Source organism: Acidovorax sp. Leaf78 (assembly GCF_001422735.1).
Lineage (GTDB): Bacteria > Pseudomonadota > Gammaproteobacteria > Burkholderiales > Burkholderiaceae_C > Acidovorax.
Window position 1 is genome coordinate 655,741 of record NZ_LMLZ01000001.1, and the last position, 19,333, is coordinate 675,073.

15 protein-coding genes are annotated in these 19,333 nt (G+C 62.4%); 6 read left to right on the plus strand and 9 right to left on the minus strand.

The window, feature by feature from the left end; translation table 11 throughout:
- The first annotated feature begins 78 nt into the window (after positions 1 to 78).
- The gene (locus tag ASF16_RS02905; protein ID WP_056162301.1) at positions 79 to 444 is read left to right on the plus strand and encodes a hypothetical protein; all 366 of its coding nucleotides are present in this window, start codon (positions 79 to 81) and stop codon (positions 442 to 444) included.
- A 262-nt stretch (positions 445 to 706) separates the two neighbouring features.
- The gene (locus ASF16_RS02910; protein WP_056162304.1) at positions 707 to 2,146 is read left to right on the plus strand and encodes a coniferyl aldehyde dehydrogenase; all 1,440 of its coding nucleotides are present in this window, start codon (positions 707 to 709) and stop codon (positions 2,144 to 2,146) included.
- On the opposite strand, the gene ASF16_RS02915 is transcribed toward ASF16_RS02910, so the two are convergent.
- Entirely contained in the window at positions 2,118 to 4,082 is a 1,965-nt protein-coding gene (locus ASF16_RS02915) for a hybrid sensor histidine kinase/response regulator (RefSeq protein ID WP_082516698.1), read from the minus strand. The two genes, ASF16_RS02910 and ASF16_RS02915, sit on opposite strands and share 29 nt — an antisense overlap.
- Complete coding sequence (locus ASF16_RS02920; RefSeq protein ID WP_056162307.1) at positions 4,069 to 4,704, minus strand: response regulator transcription factor; 636 nt, start codon at positions 4,702 to 4,704, stop codon at positions 4,069 to 4,071. The genes ASF16_RS02915 and ASF16_RS02920 overlap by 14 nt, the downstream gene beginning before the upstream one ends.
- 242 nt (positions 4,705 to 4,946) lie before the next feature.
- Between ASF16_RS02920 and ASF16_RS02925 the strand changes: the two genes are divergently transcribed.
- The 3 genes from ASF16_RS02925 (at position 4,947) to ASF16_RS02935 (ending at position 7,628) form a co-directional block, all read left to right on the plus strand.
- Entirely contained in the window at positions 4,947 to 5,549 is a 603-nt protein-coding gene (locus ASF16_RS02925) for a hypothetical protein (RefSeq protein WP_056162310.1), read from the plus strand.
- A gap of 186 nt (positions 5,550 to 5,735) precedes the next feature.
- Positions 5,736 to 6,260: a GNAT family N-acetyltransferase gene (locus ASF16_RS02930; protein WP_056162314.1), complete on the plus strand. Its 525-nt coding sequence runs from the start codon at positions 5,736 to 5,738 to the stop codon at positions 6,258 to 6,260.
- Positions 6,261 to 6,452: 192 nt separating this feature from the next.
- Positions 6,453 to 7,628, plus strand: a complete 1,176-nt coding sequence (locus ASF16_RS02935) for a class I SAM-dependent methyltransferase (RefSeq protein ID WP_056162317.1) — start codon at positions 6,453 to 6,455, stop codon at positions 7,626 to 7,628.
- Positions 7,629 to 7,824: 196 nt separating this feature from the next.
- On the opposite strand, the gene ASF16_RS02940 is transcribed toward ASF16_RS02935, so the two are convergent.
- Positions 7,825 to 8,436 (minus strand): hypothetical protein, encoded by a 612-nt coding sequence (locus ASF16_RS02940; RefSeq protein WP_056162320.1) that lies wholly within the window; start codon positions 8,434 to 8,436, stop codon positions 7,825 to 7,827.
- Positions 8,437 to 8,705: 269 nt separating this feature from the next.
- On the opposite strand from ASF16_RS02940, the gene ASF16_RS02945 reads away from it, so the two are divergent.
- Positions 8,706 to 9,659, plus strand: coding sequence for a tRNA-dihydrouridine synthase (locus ASF16_RS02945; RefSeq protein WP_156371857.1), 954 nt, complete (start codon positions 8,706 to 8,708; stop codon positions 9,657 to 9,659).
- A gap of 142 nt (positions 9,660 to 9,801) precedes the next feature.
- Here ASF16_RS02945 and ASF16_RS02950 read toward each other — a convergent pair whose 3' ends face one another.
- From ASF16_RS02950 to ASF16_RS02970, 6 genes are all read right to left on the minus strand, one after another.
- Positions 9,802 to 11,763, minus strand: coding sequence for a phospholipase D family protein (locus tag ASF16_RS02950; protein WP_056162629.1), 1,962 nt, complete (start codon positions 11,761 to 11,763; stop codon positions 9,802 to 9,804).
- Between the two features lie 145 nt (positions 11,764 to 11,908).
- Complete coding sequence (locus ASF16_RS02955; RefSeq protein WP_056162323.1) at positions 11,909 to 13,111, minus strand: ammonium transporter; 1,203 nt, start codon at positions 13,109 to 13,111, stop codon at positions 11,909 to 11,911.
- Positions 13,112 to 13,231: 120 nt separating this feature from the next.
- Positions 13,232 to 14,098: a RibD family protein gene (locus tag ASF16_RS02960; RefSeq protein WP_082516700.1), complete on the minus strand. Its 867-nt coding sequence runs from the start codon at positions 14,096 to 14,098 to the stop codon at positions 13,232 to 13,234.
- Positions 14,099 to 14,350: 252 nt separating this feature from the next.
- Positions 14,351 to 14,803, minus strand: a complete 453-nt coding sequence (locus ASF16_RS02965) for a type IV pilin protein (RefSeq protein ID WP_056162327.1) — start codon at positions 14,801 to 14,803, stop codon at positions 14,351 to 14,353.
- 23 nt (positions 14,804 to 14,826) lie between these two features.
- A complete protein-coding gene (locus ASF16_RS25195; protein WP_369817100.1) occupies positions 14,827 to 18,219 on the minus strand; it encodes a pilus assembly protein in 3,393 nt (1,130 codons plus the stop codon).
- Between the two features lie 333 nt (positions 18,220 to 18,552).
- On the minus strand, positions 18,553 to 19,329 hold the full coding sequence (locus ASF16_RS02970) for a PilX N-terminal domain-containing pilus assembly protein (RefSeq protein ID WP_156371859.1): 777 nt from the start codon (positions 19,327 to 19,329) through the stop codon (positions 18,553 to 18,555).
- Positions 19,330 to 19,333 lie beyond the last annotated feature (4 nt).

The window sequence follows — 19,333 nt, forward strand, 5'->3', positions numbered from 1 at the left end:
TGTGTTGAACGCGCACGCCGCCCGGGGCTCTCACGAGGCCCGGGCGGCGTTGGCGCAGTTGTGAAGGAGAGGTGTCGTTTGAACGAATTTGTTGCAGGGGTTCTGCGTTTTGTGGTGCGCCTCGTGGTGGTGGCCCTGGGGCTGGTGCTGTTCTTGAGCCTGCTCGCGGGTGTCATGGTGCTGGCGCTGGTCTGGGCATTGCGCGCAGGCTGGGCCCGGCTTACCGGCAGGCCCGTCACCCCGTGGGTCATGCGCATGGACCCGCGCACGGGCTTCAGCACCGCGTTCCGCTCCACCCAGCGCTGGTCGTCGGCGGCACCGGCGGGCCCGCAGAACGCGTCCGAATCCGACGACGGCGTGCAGGAGCCCGCAGCGTCGCGCCGCGGCGGCATCCTGCCCGGTGCGGCCCAGGTGACCGATGTGGAGGCGCGGGAGTTGCGCTGATCGGTGTTTTTAAGCACTGACGCTCTGGCGCTTTGGGTATCAGCGACGGTGGTGCCTGCCGCGCAGCAGTGATCCGCACCCCTCCGCATCCCTTCGCATCGACGCAGCTCTCTAGACAGAGCTTTTTGACACCGCACGCGGGCCCTGCGGCCCGATACTGCGACATGCTCCCGCCCGCACCGTGCAGGCGCCGGCCCTGCATGCATGCGTGCTTGTCAGCGCAGGGCCCGGCGGGCCGGTGGCACCTCCTTATCATTCAGCCATGACACCAGCCGATATCCACGCCCACTTCGATCTTCAACGCCAGGTGAGCCGCGCGCACGTCGACGTGCCCCTGCTGGTGCGCCGCGAGCGCCTGCTGCGCCTGTCCAAGATGCTGGACGAGAATGGCCCGGTGCTGGCAGCCGCGGTGCAGGCCGACTTCGGCATGCGGTCGCCACGCCTGACCGAGGTGGCGGACTTCTTCGTGCTGCGCACCCTGCTGTCGCACACGCTGAGCCACCTAGCCAAGTGGATGAAGCCGCGCAAGGTGCGCACGCCCATCTTCCTGCAGCCCGCCAGTGCCCACATCCAGCGCCAGCCGCTGGGCGTGGTGGGTGTGATTGCTCCGTGGAACTACCCCGTGCAACTGGCGCTGGCGCCGGCCATCACCGCGCTGGCGGCGGGCAACCGCGTGATGCTCAAGCCCAGCGAGCTCACGCCGCACACATCCGCCCAGCTGGCCGCGCTGGTGGCGCAGTTCTTCACGCCGGACGAGTTCTGCGTGGTGCAGGGCGACGCCAATTTGTCGGCGCTGTTCGCGTCGCTGCCGTTCGACCACCTGGTGTTCACCGGCTCCACCGCCGTGGGCCGCAAGGTGGCGCAGGCCGCGGCCCAGCACCTCACGCCCACCACGCTGGAGCTGGGGGGCAAGTCGCCTTGCATCATCGACGGGCACTGCGACATGCAGGACGCGGCCCTCAAGATCGCGCACGGCAAGCTGCTCAACGCCGGGCAGACCTGCATCGCGCCCGACTACGTGCTGCTGCCGCGCGGCCGCGAGGGTGAGTTTGCCCAGGCCTATCGCACGGCCGTGGCGCGCCTGTTCCCCACCATCGAGGGCAACGGCGACTACGCCTCCATCATCACGCCGCGCCACCATGCCCGGCTGCGCACGATGCTGCAGCAGGCCCAGACGCAGGGCGCCGAAGTGCAGACCATCGACCCCGCCGCCGGCAAACCCGCTGTGCCCACCGTGGGCACGCTGGGCGATGGTGCCAGCCGCCAGATGCTGCCCACGCTGGTGTTCGGCGCCACGTCGGCCATGCAGCTCATGCAGGAAGAGATCTTCGGGCCCATCCTGCCCGTGGTGTCGTACGAGCGGCTGGACGACGCCATCGCGCACATCAATGCCGGCCCGCGCCCGCTGGCGCTGTACTGGTTCGGCCAGAACGAGGCGGTACGCGACGACGTGCTGCGCCGCACGGTGAGCGGTGGCGTGACGGTGAACGACACGCTGATGCACATCGCCCACGACAACCTGCCGTTTGGCGGCGTGGGCGACAGCGGTTGGGGCGCCTACCACGGTGAGCAGGGCTTCTTGCGCTTTTGCCACCAGAAGTCGGTGCTGGTGCAGTCGCGGTGGTCGATGGGGTCGATGTTCTACCCGCCCTACGGCGCGAAGTTCGACCAGGTCATGGGGCTGCTGCGGCGCTGGTTGTAGGTGCTGTCGCCGCGGCGGAGGTCGGCGCAGGGGCCGTCGCAAACCCGCTGTCGATCTCATCAACGTCTGCAGCGTTCGCTGTGCTTGGTGGGTGTGCTGTGTACGGCTGGGTGATGAGCTGCACGATGGCGTCGCGCAGTTGGCGGGTAGACACTGGCTTGTGCAGCAGCAGGGCCGAGGTGGACTGCGCGTCGCGCAGGCGCTGGGGCGAGGTATCGCCCGTCAGGATGATCGCCGGCACCGGCGTGCCCAGGTAGGCGCGCAGGGCCTGCAGCACCTGCTTGCCGGTCTCTTCATGGCGCAGGCGGAAGTCCGTGATGATGAGGTCGGGCACGATGTCGAGCGCGGTATCTTCCAGGCACTCCAGCGCATCCTTGCTCGACTCGGCCGTGATGCACAGGCACCCCCAGCTTTGCAGCAGCGACTGCATACCGGTGCGCACGGCCTCGTCGTCGTCGATGGCAAGAATCTTCAGACCGCTCAGGGAGCGTGCATCCGTTGGGGGCGACATGGCGCTGTCGTCTTCCAGTGCGCCCTGCCACCGGTCCAGCCACAGGCGGAACACGGAGCCGCGGCCCGGGCGCGACATGACCTCGACCGAGGTGCCCATCTCGCGCGCGAGCCGCTGCACGATGGCCAGCCCCAGCCCCAAGCCCTTGCGGCGGTCGCGCTCGGGGTTGCCCAGCTGGTGGAATTCCCGAAAGATGTCGTCCCACTGGTGCTGCGGTATGCCGGCTCCGGTGTCCCACACCTCCAGCGCCAGGCGCTTGCCCCGCGTGCGGCACGCAATCAGCACGCCGCCCTGGCCGGTGTAGCGCAGTGCGTTGGAGATGAAGTTGTGCATCACCAGACCCACCAGGGACCGGTCTGCATGCGCCGCGGCCGATGTCTCGCGGGTGCGGTACACCAGCCCGGCCGTGTCGGCCTGCACGCCGAACTCCTGCTCCAGCGCGCTCAGCAGGGGCTGCAACGCAAACGGGGCAGGGCGCACCTTGACCACCCCGGCCTCCAGGCGCGAGTAATCGAGCAGCGTGGTGAGCATCTCGGCCGCGGCGCCCGAGGCCGCGTGCGCATGCCCGAGCACCGTCCGCTGGTGGTCGCTCAGCGGGCTGCGCTGCAGCGATTCGAGAAACAGCCCCATCGCGTGCAGCGGCTGGCGCAGGTCGTGGCTGGCCGCGGCCAGAAAGCGGGACTTGTCGCGGTCGGCACGCTCGGCGGCCTCTTGCGCGGCCAGCGCGCGCTGGGACTCGGCACGCAGTTCGGTCACCAGCCGGTCGTTCTCAAGCTTGAGCGCGATGCTGCGCCGCGTGGCGCGGTCGGCCGTGCGCGCCTGCATGCAGGTCAGTGCAAAGTAGACGCTGGTCAGGAACAGCGCGGGCCACATTACCGCACCGCCTTCCACCGCCACCGCGATCATCACGCCACCCATGGCGCAGGTGAGGTAGGTGACGTACGCCCGGTACAGCGGCGCGCCCAGGCCGAGCGCCCCCGACGACACGGTGCTGATGATGCCGATGGCATAGATCACGCTCTCTTGCGTGCCCCAGTACAGCACCACATAACCCAGGCTGCCCCAGCTGAGTCCCATCGCGGCCATGCAGGCAATGAGCTTGCGCGCCGCCTGGGGCGCAGGGTCGGTGAAGGGGGCGATGCTGCGCAGCGTGATGTACACCCCGAGCACCACCATGGCGTGCAAAACGAGCCAGATGGTGGTGGCCTGCGTGTCGGCCACGGGGGCCATGACCCACAGCGTACCGAGCGCCGTGGCCAGCGACGCCAGCAGCGTCATCGGGAAGTTCTGCCGCAGCAGCGCGGCCTGCTCGCGCAGCACCTCGTCGCGCTCCCACACCGGCCAGCCAGCCCGGGCCGCCCAGTCGCTCCAGCGCGGGGCTGGCGTGGCGGCTTGCTGGGTCGGCAGGGTTTTAGAGGGTGTCATGGAGCAGCGGGGTGGACAGCCCCATGCGCTGCGCGGCCAGCAGTGCGGCGCTGCGGCTGTTGACGCCCAGCTGCGCAAAGATGGCGGCCACGTGCACGCGCACGGTGTTCTCGCTCAGGCCCAGGTCGCGGGCGATGACCTTGTTGGGCTTGCCGGTGCACAGCAAGGCCAGCACTTCCAGTTGCCGCGCGGTGAGTGACGGCGCACCCGGGACGCGCACAGCGGCGCTGTGGCTGCTGTGGATGGGAAAGCAGGGCTGCCCTGCCAGCGCGCAGGTGATGGCGTCGAGGATGTCCTGCGCACTGGCGGACTTGAAGAGAAAACCGTCGGCGCCCCGGGCGCGTGCCTCGTGGATGGCGTCCGGCGCCACGCTGGCCGACACCAGCACGATGCGGGCGCGGGGGCAGGCCTGGCGCAGCGGGCGCAGGCCATCGAGGCCATTCATGCCGGGCAACTGGATGTCCAGCAGCACGAGGTCGGTGTCCACAGCCTGCAGTGCACAGGCTTCGGCGATGGAGCCCGCTTCGGCGATCTCTCCCACGTCGGCATGGTCCTGAACGATCAGGCGCAACCCGGTGCGAAACAGGTTGTGGTCATCCACGAGCAGGAGACGGGCAGTCATCCGGCAAGTATTACGCACAAAAAGCTGTTGTTGACTAGTCCATTTGTGCGATGGACGCCGGATAGGTCAATTTTTAGACTTTCCGTCAAGCATTGAAAAGCATCTTGTTGGCGGCCAAGCCGCTTCACACATGGCTGCCCCCGAGGCGGCGGCCCGCCCGGCGGCGGGGTGTGAAGACATCGATGGGGTGATCACCAATGCGCAACTTTGTTTATTCACATTTGCTATTGAGAGGTTCTCCCATGACTATCGAAGCATCCATCCACGGTTCTGCCTCCTCCGCCAGCCGCCAGCCCCGCAACGAGCGACGAAGCTCTGCACCCGCTGCCGTGCAGTGCGCCACCGGCCTGGGCGGCAATTCGGTGGCCCACATCGTCGAAGAAAACTGCCCGGGCATGCAGGCCTCGGCGGGTGTGGTGATCGAACACCTGGATGCCCAGGCGGGCACCTGGCAGTTTTCGGTCGACGACGGGCAGACCTGGCGCGCCATTCGCACCGATCTCGTCAACCGCCCAGGCAATATGGGGCTGGCGCTGGACCGCGACGCGCGGCTGCGCGTGCTGCCGTTTGGTGGGCACCGGGTCAGTGGCGTGCGCGTGGCGTTTCATACCGTGCAGCGCAGCCACGGGCAGGGCAACGGCAGCTACCGCGCCTACGCCAGTGACGACCGGGATGACGGCTCGCGCACGGTGACGCTGGTGCTGGGCCTGGCGGCCATCAACGGCACGCCGCCCGCGGTGCACGTTCCCCGCCCGCGCAACAAGCGCGCACTGGTGCAGCGGGCTGCTGCAGCCGCTGCGGCGTCGTCATCCTCGGCGCTCACAGGCTCCATGGCGATGGCCTGAGCCGCGGTTTCGCACATGCCCCAGCTTCAGGGAGGACCTGCGCTGCCTGCCACAAAGTGAGCCCCACGGGGGCGAATCTGAACGTTTGACGAGGGCAAAGCAGGGCCCTCTACGGGGTGAAAAACCGTTTGCGGCGACAATGCCGGTCCTTTCGTATTTTCATTCCCGTTTTCGTTCGGTTTTTCCATGTCCAGTATCCAGGTTCGTCCCGCTACGCTTCGCGATGCAAAAGCCATCGCCCAGATCCATACCGTCTCTGCCCAAGAGGCCTACAAAGGGTTGGTGCCAGACGAGCAGTTGAAGTCCATGTCGTCGGTTGAAAAGCGCCAGGCCTACTGGCGCGAGGCCATCGAGTATTGCGAACCCCAGGTCCAGGTGGCCATTGACGGCGAGAAGATCGTCGGCTTTGTCGGCTACGACCGTTCCCGCGATGAAAAGTCCCGCCCCACCACTGGTGAGATCTGGGCCATCTACGCCGCCCCCACGCACTGGAACCAGGGCGTGGGCCTGGCCCTGTGGGACGCCGCCCGTGACGGCCTTCAGGAAGAAGGCTGCACCAACGTGACGTCGTGGGTGCCGCTGCGCAACGAGCGCGCCCTGCGGTTCCATGAGATGGCCGGCTTCAAGCGTGAGCTGTCCACCGCCAAGACCGCCGTGATCGGCGGCGTCAAGATCGAAGAAGTGCGTTTGAAGCGCCCGATCAACGCTTGATGGTGTGAACCCCCTCTCCGAGCCGCTGGGCGCCGTCTTTCCGCTTGCGCTTTGCCGCGCTGTGCGGTCATTTGGATGCTGTCGCCACACAGCGGTTATTGCCCGGCATCCACGGCCCAGCAGGCCGTGGTGGTGCCGCCTGTCAGTGGTACACGCAGCGCCGTGAAGGATCCCATGTCGACCTCTCTTCCCATGATCGCGTGGACCCATCAAGGCGAGCCCCGGCAAGCCCAGTGGCGCTCCGAAAGTGGCGCTCCCGTGCCGCGCCGTGTCGTCACTGCCGATGACACCTTGGCCGCAGACACCGCCTTTCGCATGGCGGCTGAGGGCACAGGCCTGCTGTGGGAGGGCGACTTCCAGAACGCGCGCCACCTTCTGCAGGCGCTGATGCGCCGGGCCGAGCGCAAGCCCCGCAAGGCGGCTGCCCGGTCGGCGCAGAAGCTGGCGGTGGCGACAGCGGCAGAGGCCTTTCACCTGCACCGCCAGGCACAGGCCCAACGTGCCCGTGTACTCGCGGCCATCCTGATCCCGCTCGAGGGTGACTACAGCATCGCGCTGCGCCGCGCGCCCGACTGGCGCCAGGCCTGCACCGAGGCCTGGGGCCCTGCCACGGGCGAGCGGTCGGTCGCCACGCTGCGCGAGCTGCTGGGCCTGCTGGGCGCGCACGAATGGCGCAAGAAGGGCGTGGAGGTGCCTGCACTGGGCGCGGCGCCGCTCAACCGCATCCACCCCCACTACGGTGTGTTCTCGCCTGTGCGGGGCGAGTATGTGGACCTGATCGCCAACACACCCCTGCCGTCCAAAGAGCTGGCTTTCGACATCGGTGTCGGGACCGGCGTGCTGTCGGCCGTGCTGGCCCGCCGTGGCGTGCAACGCATGGTGGCCACCGACCAGGACCCGCGTGCGTTGGCGTGCGCTCGCGACAATCTGCAGCGCCTGGGCGTGCTGCCCCGCGTGGAGTTGCTGCAGGCGGACCTGTTCCCGCCCGGCCGCGCGCCGCTGGTGGTGTGCAACCCGCCCTGGCTGCCTGCCCGCGCCAATTCGCCCATCGAGCATGCGGTGTACGACGAAGGCAGCCGCATGTTGCGGGGCTTTCTGACCGGGCTGGCCGACCACCTGGAGCCCGGGGGCGAGGGCTGGCTGATTCTGTCCGACCTGGCCGAGCACCTGGGCCTGCGCCCGCGCGATCAGCTGCTGGTCTGGATCGCCGAGGCAGGACTGGTGGTGCGGGGCCGGCACGATGTAAAGCCACGCCACGCCAAGGCGGCAGAGGCGGGCGATGCTCTGCATGCGGCACGCGCGGCCGAGGTCACGTCGCTCTGGCGGCTGGGTGCTGCTGCAGCTGCTCCATCTGCTCCATCTGCCTAACAAGCCGTTGACCCGTGCCTGGGCTGGCTGGACTACTTGGTCTGGGTGTGACGGGGCATGGTTGCGTGAACGATTGATCGATGACCCATTGGCCTTTGACCGCCTAGTCGATCTGTCGATCAATCAAGCCGCCTGTATCTAGCTGGCGCTCCGGGCGCTCTGCCCTCTGCTTATCTTTCGGTCAGATCTTTTGAGTTCAGCTCAGGACGGCTGGCTGGGTCGTGTCGAACGACTTGGCAGGTGTGGTGGCCGTTGCGGGGAGCAGTTGCTCAAAACGCTCGCGCAGGCTCGCTGCCCGCTCTTCGCCTGCGGCCAGAGCGACCTCGTCGAACATGGCTTCGCCCACGTCGAGCATGCTGTCCTGGTCTTTGGCGGCACGCAGTGCTTCACGAAACTGCTGCGCCATGACCGGGTCGCGGCGGGCGAACAGGCGTTCGCAGGCATCGAACAGGTACATCCGCGCACCGGCCAGCGACCGCAGGGCTTCGGCAGGCTCCTGGCGTGGGGCGGGGGCTGCGGCTGGGGACGACGTTGATGGCCGGCTGGCTGTGGCTGTGGCTGTGACTGTAGCGGTGGACGAGGCGGGTGCTGGCGGCGACTCCGTGGGCGGCAGCTCGGCGGGGCCGGTGAGGTAGCCCTGCCGCATGAGGTTGTCCACGATTTGCGCGCCGATGCCGTTGTACATGGCCTGCAGGTCCGACAGTGTTTTGCCGTCGGCCAGCAGCAGCAGCGAGCGCTCGCGCAGGCTCAGGGTGCGCACGCCGGGGGACAGCTCCAGGCGGGCTTTGTCGGTTTTTTGCAGCAGCATGGCGTGTCCTGTTCACGGGTGATGGCGCTGATTGCACCAAGCGGCGATGACGCTGTGATGACCCCGTGCCGCACAATGGCGGGCTGCCGTGATTGCCTTGACGGCTGCAGAAACTGCTGGATGTGCGATTGCTATGTTTTTTATAGCTGCTGGCGCCCGTCTAATAAGCGGTAGAGCACTTTTATTTCATAGTCTGGCTGAATGCCTTGCCGTCCGCATTCCGTGCACGCCACGGGCGGCGGCCGGCGAGGCCCCTGAACCGAACCGCGATGACCTTGCTGCTGGCCCCCATGGAGGGGCTCCTCGACTTTGTGCTGCGTGATGTGCTGACCCGCGTGGGCGGGGTGGACCGCTGTGTGTCCGAGTTCATCCGCATCACGGGCACGCTGCTGCCCGACAAGGTCTTTCTGCGCTATGTGCCCGAGCTGCGCAACGGCAGCCGCACCCTGGCCGGCGTGCCGGTGCGTGCCCAGTTGCTTGGGTCCGACCCCGTCAGCATGGCCGAGAACGCAGCCTGCCTGGCGGCGCTGGGTCCTGAAGGGATCGACCTGAACTTCGGCTGCCCGGCCAAGGTGGTCAACCGCCATGGCGGCGGCGCGGCCTTGCTGCAGGACCCCGAACGCATCGCTGCCGTAGTGGCTGCCGTACGGCGCGCGGTGCCTGCGCATCTGCCGGTGTCCGCCAAGATGCGCCTGGGCTTCAACGACACGGCGCTGCTGCGCGAATGCGCCCAGGCCATGGAGGCTGGAGGCGCCTGCGAGCTGGTGGTCCACGCCCGCACCAAGGCCGACGGCTATCGCCCGCCAGCGTACTGGGAACACCTGCCCGCAGTACGTGCTGCCGTGCGCATCCCGGTGGTGGCCAACGGCGAGATATGGACCGTGGCCGACGCGCAGCGCTGCCGCGAGGTGTCGGGCTGCGACGCGCTCATGCTGGGCCGCGGCATTGTGGCGGACCCAGGGTTGGCCCGGGCCATCCGCGCTGCCGATGCAGGCCAGCCGGGCACAGACCTTGTTACGTGGCCCGAGCTGCTGCCGCACATTGCTGCCTTTTGGCAGCTGGTGTGCGACGACCTCGAGCCCCGCCAGCGGGCAGGGCGCCTCAAACAGTGGCTCAACCTGCTGCGCCGACGGTTCCCCGAGGCGGAGATTGCCTATCAGCACGTGCGCACGATGACGGACCAGCGCGCTATCACCGCCTGGGTGGCGGCCCAGCAGGCCTGAGTCTGTTGAGCACTCGGGGTGCGGTGGCTCGGCCGTTCGTTGGTCCGTCTGCGTACTTGTCAGGTTGTCAGGCTCTCTAGCCTGAGCCCCTTGCATCCACCGCGCGGATACCACTGCGCAGATGCGCTGCGTCTTGCGACTTTCAGAGCAAATGATCGGGCGCGAGCGGGCCCAGCAGTTGCAGCATCAGGCGCAGCGGGGTACTGGCGTCGGGCTCCGACGTCGCGTCCGGCAAGCCGCTGCCTGCGGGGGCGCGCCACACCAGGCGGCTGCCATCCAGCTCCACCCGCCAAGCGGCGTCCCGCAGTGCACCGTCGATCTGTGCGGTGGCGCGTCGCGACAGGTCGCCACTGCGGATCAGCAGCGCGATCTCGGTGTTTTGCCGCTGCGAGCGGATGTCCAGGTTCATCGAGCCGATGGCCAGCAGGCGGCCGTCCATGATGAGCAGCTTGGTGTGCAGCATGGCGCGCGAACTGCCCATGGACCCGCCCGCGCTGCCGCCCTTGCCACCGCTGCTGCCAGTGGAGCCCAGGGAGCCGCTGAGCACGCCGGGCAGTTCGCTGCGCATCTCGTACAGCTCCACGCCCATGGCCAGCAGCTCGGTGCGGTGGCGTGCGTAGCCTGCGTGGGCAATCGGCGCATCGTTCGAGGCCAGGGAGTTGGTGAGCACGCGTACCCGCACGCCCCGCGCGCGCGCGGCGGCAAAGGCCTGCTTCATGTCAGGCCCTGGGACGAAGTAGGGCGAGATGATGAGCAGATCGCGCTGCGTCTGCCCCATGAGCTGCAGCAGGCCATCCACCACCGTGTCCATCTGGGCTTCGCGCAGCTCGCTGTTGTCGCCGGGCGCGCGGTCGGGCGGCAGTGCATTAGGTGCAGCGCCCATGACTCCGGACGTGTCCGCCGCATTGCCTGGTGTGGCAGCAGCGGAAGTGGAGGTAGAGGTAGCGGAAGCAGTGGAGGAAGTAGCGGAAGCGGCTGCGGCCGCAGCGGCCGTGGGCAACGCCGCAGCAGGGGCTGTGGCGGCACGCGGACCGCGGGATGTGATCGCTACTGGGGTGGCCTTCGCCGGCGCCTGTTCTGGCAGGGTAGGGGGCGCGTTGCCGTCTGGCGGGATCTTGGCAGGCTTGTCCACCAGCACCGCTGCGGGCGCCCAGGTGAACTGCGCCTGGGCCAGGTCCATGGGCTGCTGGTCCCAGATGCGCGCCCGCTGCGTGGCGGTGCTTTGGCGGCCGTCTCCCCCAGGCTGATTGTCTGGCGCCAGCGTGCCGCCCTGGCCCTTGACGCGGTCTTGCTGGGCTGCATCGGTGGTGCGCATGCGTTCGCGCAGCGCGTCCAGCTCCTCGCGGGTGACGAGCGACTGCACCGGGTAGGCGCGGTCGTTGTTCCAGTAACTGTCGAAGCTGCGCGAAAGGTCTTGAACGATAGGGCCTGCAGCCAGCACATCCAGGTCCACGAAGTTGCCTGAATCGGCATTGCCGAAGTACGCGTCTCCCAGATTGCGCCCGCCGGTCACGCCCATGGCGTTGTCCGCGATGAAGAGCTTGTTGTGCATGCGCTGCTGCACGCGCGAGAAGTCGCCGATCATGCTGAACATGCGGCCGATGGGTGAGCCCCGCGCGCCGGTCAGCGGGTTGAACATGCGCATCTCTATGTTGGGTACGAACGCCAGGCGCATCACCTGCGCGTCGCGGCCCGTGCTGTGAAAGTCGTCGAGCAACACGCGCACCCGCACGCCCCGATTGGCGGCTGCCACCACGCTCAGCAGCAACCGCTCGCTGCTGGCATCGGCATGGATGGCGTAGTACTGCAGGTCCAGTGTCTTCTGCGCAGCGTCCACCAGGGCCAAACGACTGCCGTAAGCGGCCTGCGGGCCGCTGAGAAGTAAAAATCCTGACTGGTGACGTCCACCGGCAGCGGCACGCCGCGCATCCACCAGTTGCCCCAGCGCGGTGCCCGCGGGGGCTGCCAGGGCGCTGGTCACCGGCCGCTCGACATCCTTGGGCAAGCCCGCGCAGCCCGTGATGGCCCCGGCCATGAGGACGGCCAACAGGGCCAACCAACCGTAGCGGGCTGTGGTGTTGAGAAAGGCAGGGGCGGTGAGCATGCGCGGCATGGCGCGATTGTGACCGCGCACCGGCTGTCGTGCCTGTCGGACGCCGCGCCTACGCAGGTGTCGTCGTGGGCTGGCAGACAAAAAAAGCCAGCTCGGCTGCGCTGGCGTGATGGGCCAGACCGCGCCCTGTTCCTGGCTACCAGCTCACTTCACGGTCTGGCGTGGAGCTGATCTTGTGAATCGACAGATCAGCGCCGTCGAATTCTTCTTCTTGGCTCAGCCGCAGTCCCACCGTGCTTTTGAGAATGCCGTAGACCACCAACCCGCCTGCCAGCGCCCATGCCACGCCCAGAGCGCTGCCGATCAGTTGGGCGGAGAAGCTCACGCCCCCCAGGCCGCCCAACGCCTTGCTGCCAAAGATCCCGGCAGCCAGCCCGCCCCAGGTGCCGCACAGGCCATGCAAAGGCCAGACGCCCAGCACGTCGTCTATCTTCCATTTGTTCTGCGTGAGCGTGAACATCAATACAAAAATGGCGCCTGCCACTGCCCCCACCACCAGCGCGCCCAGCGGGTGCATCAGGTCAGAGCCCGCGCACACGGCCACTAGTCCGGCCAACGGCCCGTTGTGCACGAAGCCCGGGTCATTTTTGCCAAACACCAGCGCAGCCAGCGTGCCGCCCACCATCGCCATCAGGGAATTCACAGCGACCAGGCCCGAGAGCTTGTCCACCGTCTGGGCGCTCATCACATTGAAGCCGAACCAACCCACCACCAGCACCCAGGCGCCCAGCGCCAGGAACGGAATGTTGGACGGCGGATGGGCGGAGATGGCGCCGTCCTTGCGGTACCGGTTGGCACGCGAGCCGAGCAGAATCACCGCCGGCAGCGCGATCCAGCCGCCCATCGCATGCACCACGATGGAGCCCGCAAAGTCGTGGAATTCCTCGCCGGTCAAGCCTTTGATCCATGCCTGCACGCCGAAGTGCTGGTTCCAGGCGATGCCTTCAAAAAAGGGGTAGACGAAGCCGACGATCACCGCGGTAGCCATCAGCTGCGGCCAGAACTTCGCACGTTCGGCAATGCCACCCGACACAATCGCCGGAATGGCCGCGGCAAAAGTCAGCAGGAAGAAGAATTTGACCAGTGAGTAGCCGCTTTGCTGCACGAGGGACTCCGCACCCACAAAGAAGTGCGTGCCGTAGGCCACGCTGTAGCCCACCACGAAGTACACCACGGTGGACACCGAGAAATCCACCAGGATCTTGACCAGCGCATTGACTTGGTTCTTCTTGCGAACTGTGCCCAGTTCGAGAAAGGCGAACCCGGCATGCATGGCCAGCACCATGATGGCGCCCAGAAGAATGAACAAGGCGTCTGTGCCCTGTTTGAGTGCTTGCATACCGTCCTCTTGCGTTGTATTGATCTTTTCTGGTGCGAAAAAGCTATGTTCCCCAGAACTGCACCAAAATAAAGCAATAAACATGCCGGTTATGGTGCTATGTGATGCACCATCGTGGGTCTAGAAGTTATCCCGGCCTTCTACCCGCGCAATCACACGCAAATCGGACCCTACCATTTCCACTGACTCGAACTGCAACTGCAGCCCGTCCGCCAAAGCAGTCAACGGCCCCCAGTTGGTCATGCCTAACCCGCTGCCCAACAGCCGTGGCGCCAGATACACCAGCAACTCGTCCACCAGACCCTCTCGTACCATTGACCCGTTGAGCTTGTGGCCCGCTTCGACATGCAACTCGTTGATGCCGCGGCGGCCCAGGTCTTTAAGCATCGCCGCCAGATCCACTTTGCCGGCTGCGTTGGGCAGATAAATAACCTGGGCTCCTCGGTCTTCTAGCGCCGCTTGCTTGGCGCTGTCTTGCACGGCGGCATAAATAAAACATTGCCGACCGGTCATCAGAACATGCGCGTTTAGAGGCGTCTGGAGCCTGCTGTCTACCACCACTACAGCCGGCTGCTTCGGCGTCGGCACCTCACGCACGTTAAGCCGAGGGTTATCGTCCAACACAGTGCCGATGCCGGTCAGCACTGCGCATGCGCGTGCCCGCCACGCGTGGCCGTCCACACGAGCGGCTCTCGAGGTGATCCACTGGCTGGCGCCGTTGTGTAACGCGGTAGTTCCGTCTAGAGAGGCGGCCGTCTTGACTCTGACCCAAGGTGTGCCACGGACCATCCGGCTGAAGTAGCCAATGTTGAGTTCACGGGATTCTTGCGCTCCATGGCTCGTATCAAATTGGACTGCAGCCAGAGGTGATCTTTTTAGTGCGTTGGCTTCCACGGATTGATCGTGGTCCGGGTCTGCCGCTCCGACAGTGGCAATACGAGTAGTTATCGACACGTCTTCGCAAACCCTTTTGTAGTCATTTTCCATGCTAACAGTTCGAACGTTGCACAGGATATTGCATCACGCATTTTCTACATCCTGAATTCCCACTCTATAACTGCGATTTCAATGTCCCTGCCGTTTCGTTGAGTAATCGGGTTTGAGAGTTTTTCGTCAGCCGTTGTTTTGATCAACTATCGGTTTTTAGGTATGGAGTTAATAATGCTCGAGCTCTCAGATAAACCACCTGATAAAATACACAGTTTGCGTAATGGTCACGCGCAAGAAAACAACCCCACTCTATTTACGCCAACACTCTTCAATCGTCGCGCCACCAGATTGATTAACTATGCCACGTACGCCAGTGTTAGTAAGCGTGTAGTCTCCGCACTTATCTATCGCTTGCGCCCCAGCTCTTCGAGTTGCAATTAATGTATAGACAGCGCTCGAAGGTGCGCCAGAGAAGCTGATAGTGTAGCGTTTGGATGTGTCAGCGCTCCAAGTTAATGAACCGGGCAGTGCATAGTATGGCCCTGCACCTGTAGCGGGATAGACACCAGTCGCTGTTGCGGCTCTCTCCATCCACTGCTGAGCCTGCAAAAGGCCAGTCCGGGCATCGGCCCGATGCCCACGCCGAACGTATTCGGCGTAACTGGGATACGCTATTGCCGAGAGAATCCCAATGATCGCTACAACGATCATCAATTCTATCAAAGTGAAGCCCTTTTGAACCTTGGAGAGGTTTATATTCATAATATATCCTACAGGCGGAGAATTTATTGATTTTGACGCCAGCTTGGACGCATTGTCCACTCGGGCATGGTCGCCAGTTTCTCAGGCCCGCAACTTGCACCTGGTGGGCATGGAACGCCGCCACCACTCCCACTTTTTGAATCAATATCGGAATTCTCGAATTTATTTTTTCTGATAATGCTATGAGGGCCCTTGGCAACTTTAGCGCGAGAAATACTTATCAAGACGGTCCCGTCAACCACTGCATCGCCACCGGGCGAAGCAACCGTGCCTAATGTGAACTTACCATCCTTGTCTTTATCCACCACTGAGACGGATGGGGCTTTTCCGTCCATGATATTGATGAATGTCCGATATTGTCGTTCACCGTCCACTGATGTCGATTCACAGCTTTCTACATTCGGGTCCACATTTGACCCTTTTGCGGGCACTTGCGACCACGCGGTCAACAAATTACTGCCATCGTAAAATTCAAGAGGTTTCAGTAACCGCTCGCCAATTGCGGGCAGATCCACATACCATCCGTTCAAATTGGCCCACGTCGACTTGTCTAGAACGTCGACTTCCTTGATTGCGCCAAAAGTGCCAGCGTCAATCTCAATAAACTCGCGTTTGGCCAGTTTGGCCATACTTACACCCGTTCCAAGTGCTACGGGAGTGGGAACGCATGTTGTTCCAGGGCAGGTACCTGCACCCGGATGCACTTCAAGCCTTTTTCCAAAAGGTGTCGTAATCACGCGATAGCGCGTGTTATCCAGTGCTGAGTACAGAGTCTGAACGTCGACATTGGACGGATCAGTTTTGCTGACGTTGCGCCCCGTGCCAAACGACACCATCATGCCACCCACATCCAGCGTTTTTGCCGATGGACCTGAGCCTATTACCATCTGACGGTCGTTTGCGCGCACCGTGGGCGGAGCCGAGATGGCCTGTGTTTTTGTACGTGGACCATTCAGCGCCGCGGGCCCCTGGGCTGTAAACAAAGGATTGCCTCCAAACGCAATTTTCCAGTTGCTAGAGTCGTAGCTAGTCAGGTCGAATTTCCACATATTGCCAAGGTTGTCGCCCGCATACACCACATCAACAAGGCCATCGCCGTTGATATCTACCAACCGCGGAGATCCCAGGCCGTTGTCATTGGCTCTGCCGGTGCCCGCCGCATCGTTCGTTGCCGCAATGCGCACAAGCTCTTTTGCACCGTCCAGATACTGGATCAAAAGCACCGGACGTTGGTTCGCACTGTTGTACCCGTTGCCCAAAACGACTGCCCACCGCTTGTCATTCATGCGGGTTATTTGACTGGTGCGCATTCCGTCGTTGTCATCTTTTACCGGTCGCGCTGTGATATTGCCGATATCCTTGTCTTCGGCTACAACCTGTAAACAAGTTGTTTTTTCCACGCCGGTCAAAATTGCACAATTTGCAGCTGTTTCGCTCGATCCGCGAGTGCGATCAAGTCGGACAATTTGCGCTGCATTGGCCTCCATGAACCCTGGAGTGCTATCCGGTAAATTAGCCGCAGTGGGGTTAGTGACATCTAGAACATAATATCCTTTACCGCCTAAACCCAATGTGCCCACTAGCATTGTTCGCCAGTTGGGTGCATAAGTAGCGTATGTGGGATCACTAGGGTCTTGAACGCCCCCATTAAGATCTATGTCACCTGTCATGGGTGAGCCGTCTACGTAGTACTTGTGTTTATTGTTGTACTGTGGATCGGTCAATAACGTAAGTGTAGGAATAACCCCACGCGGGACATACGAAATTTTTTCCTGCCCATCCAAAGCTGCAAAGCCGTGTAGCATTCCGTCGTTGCCACCCACGTAAAGCATGCCAGGACGGGTTCGACTATTGCGCACAAACGTCGTATAACCCTTTAATACATAATCTGACGCTGGTGCTCCTGTGTACCACACGTCAGAGTTGATGATGTCGCCCTGGATGCTTTGGCGTTGGCGGAACGTCTTGGTAGCTGTGTACCCCGTAGGATCAACACCTTCAAGTGACTTGTCGCCTCGGATATAGTCCAGTCTTTGTTGGCCTTTGGTAGCGCCCTCATCAGTCCCACTCATATTCTTCTGCAACCACAGCTTTTGTGTTGCGCTAAGTCGGCTTTCATCCGCTGCCCATCTAAAAGGGACGCCTCCTTGATAAGCCGTGCCCGTCCACTTGTCGCTCCAGCTCAAGACCATCCGCGTGCCGACATTACTTGCATCGAGCAGGTCAGCAGTATTTTTTCCATTCCATGTAGGATCGGGATAGCTCGTTCCATCTTTTCTGACTTTTTCAGCTGTGACGAAACCTTTCCAAAATTTCTCAGGTTCATAAGCCGCCGTATATTTTCCCACCTCACTGCGGGAAACGTTAGAGCCGCTTGTGGCACTGGAACTTAGATCGGGATCCGTCGCGGTATTGATTTGTGCAAAAATGTCCCGGAAGGCTTTTTCCAAATCTTGCCCACGCGTTACCGCATAGAAGCGACCACGTCCATTGAGGGCTCCGTGCCAGAGGTCAAGAGCTCGTACATCCTCTCCGTTCCCCATGTTAGGCCAAAGGTGGTTGCCTGTAACCAGATCTGGAAAGCTGCTAGCGTTGTTAAAGCTGAACGGGAGTTGTTCGGTGGCTGGTGGAGCTATAATGCTGGGCGCGCCGGGCCAAGTGGTTGCATCGTTACTGAAGCCAATACCATACGTCACCATGTGAGGCCAGGTGGCTGGATTATATCGAGGGTTCCAATAACGTTCCAGAATGGCAGATTTACCTGCCTTATCAAGGCCAAAATTTTCAGTAGCGGGCGCTGCGCGGTAGTCTGCAGCTGGCTGCATCGTGCCGGTCATGCCTGTAGTTTGCATGGCCGTGGACCAACTGTAGAAAGCCCAGTCTGCAAGAGTGTTGTTGAAAGAATCGCGGTACAGCCGCGTTTTCGCTTGGTCCGTTGCCGTAGTGCCACCATACACCATCCCGTCCGGCAAAATTTTAGTCGTACTATTATCTTGCGCCCCGCCAGACACTCCTCCATTCCAGCGTCCGTCTGACATAAAGATATGATAAGTACGGCGGCAAGCTAAATATGGAGAGCCCGTTGTGCCAGGGTCGCTTGCCCACGCACTGTTAGTACCAAGGGGCTGGCGCATATACGCGTCCGCTTGGCTAAACATCAGATGCGAAGGCGTTCCGTTGCTCGGAGTCAAGCTACTAACGAAGTTAAGAAAATTAGTCCGATGTGCACCTTGCAAGACACGCATCGAATTGGTGTTCATGTTTGTGGTGTTGACATTGGAGGCATTGCTTGCATTGCCATTGTTCCACATCACTTGCCAAGATAGGCGGATTTTCTTGTCAGGTAGAAGGGATGCGTCATATTCCGGATGGGTGGGGTCGAAAACTGATTTCAGTGCATACTTCAAAACGTTCATGCGCTGTGCGTTCACAGGCCATGAACCGTCGGGATTCGGTGTAACCACTGTAGCGCTACCGTTCGCACTGCTATTGACCCTGAACGCCATACTCCCCGAGTCATCCACCGAGATAATTACGTTAGGTCGGACATATGGCTCCACTACGCCAGGGGGGGCTTCGGTCAAATCTAACGCCAAAACGCTAGTAGGGGCGAGCGTAGCGCTTACCGCTAAGGCAAGCAGATTTTTACGAAAATGGGGGGCTGCAGTGCGGCGCATGACTCGCTCCTTTGATTTGATCTGTGATATTTACAACTGCGTCGAACTGATTAGTTTCATGCAGGTGCGGAATTAATCGGGCTTTACCTGCCGCACGTATGTCTGCTGAAGCACAGCCATGGTGCCAGGCTTTCGGCCATACGCCAGTGCGGTGATTCGGTAAATAACATTTGGTTTTAAATTAAATCGAAGTAAATTAGTGCTGCTGCTATCAACGACGACGCGCGAATTCTTGCTGCTCTCGTCATACTGCATAATTTCGATCCAGTACCATCCACCACTGTTGTTGCTGCTAACATCGGCGAGAATAGGATTTGCGGGTGTGCTGGAGTTTCCGGTAGCAGCGCCAGAATATTGGCCGTATCGCGCACCAATATTGGGTTGGGTCATGTCAGACAATTTTGCTTCACCTGGCGCTAGAGGCGTGGTGCTGATTGTGTTCCAAAAATCCTGTCGTCCGTCACGTTTGGTACATAAGCCATCACGACACTTGGTTGACTGTTGATCCAAATCTGCAAGGAGTGGTGTAACTTCTTGCTTTTCTAATGGGATCTTATACGCAGCAGGAAGGCTGTCGCGGCAGTTAGCGCCGGCGCAAGAATTTCCGTCTGGACCCTCCCCTCGAATGTCAAGCTCCGCATCCTGCAATAAGGCTTGGGCAGCTTCAAATGCACGCTGGTAATCGGCATCGTTGCCAACAACTAGTTCATTAAATAATGATGTCCGTGATGCCCATAGCGCAAGGAGCATTGAAAGCATTACGAAAACTATCACAACGAAGAGCGCCACACCGCTTTGCGTATGCGCATGGCGGCGGCGGTTAAATGAGGGCTTAATTTGTATGGGCATGGTG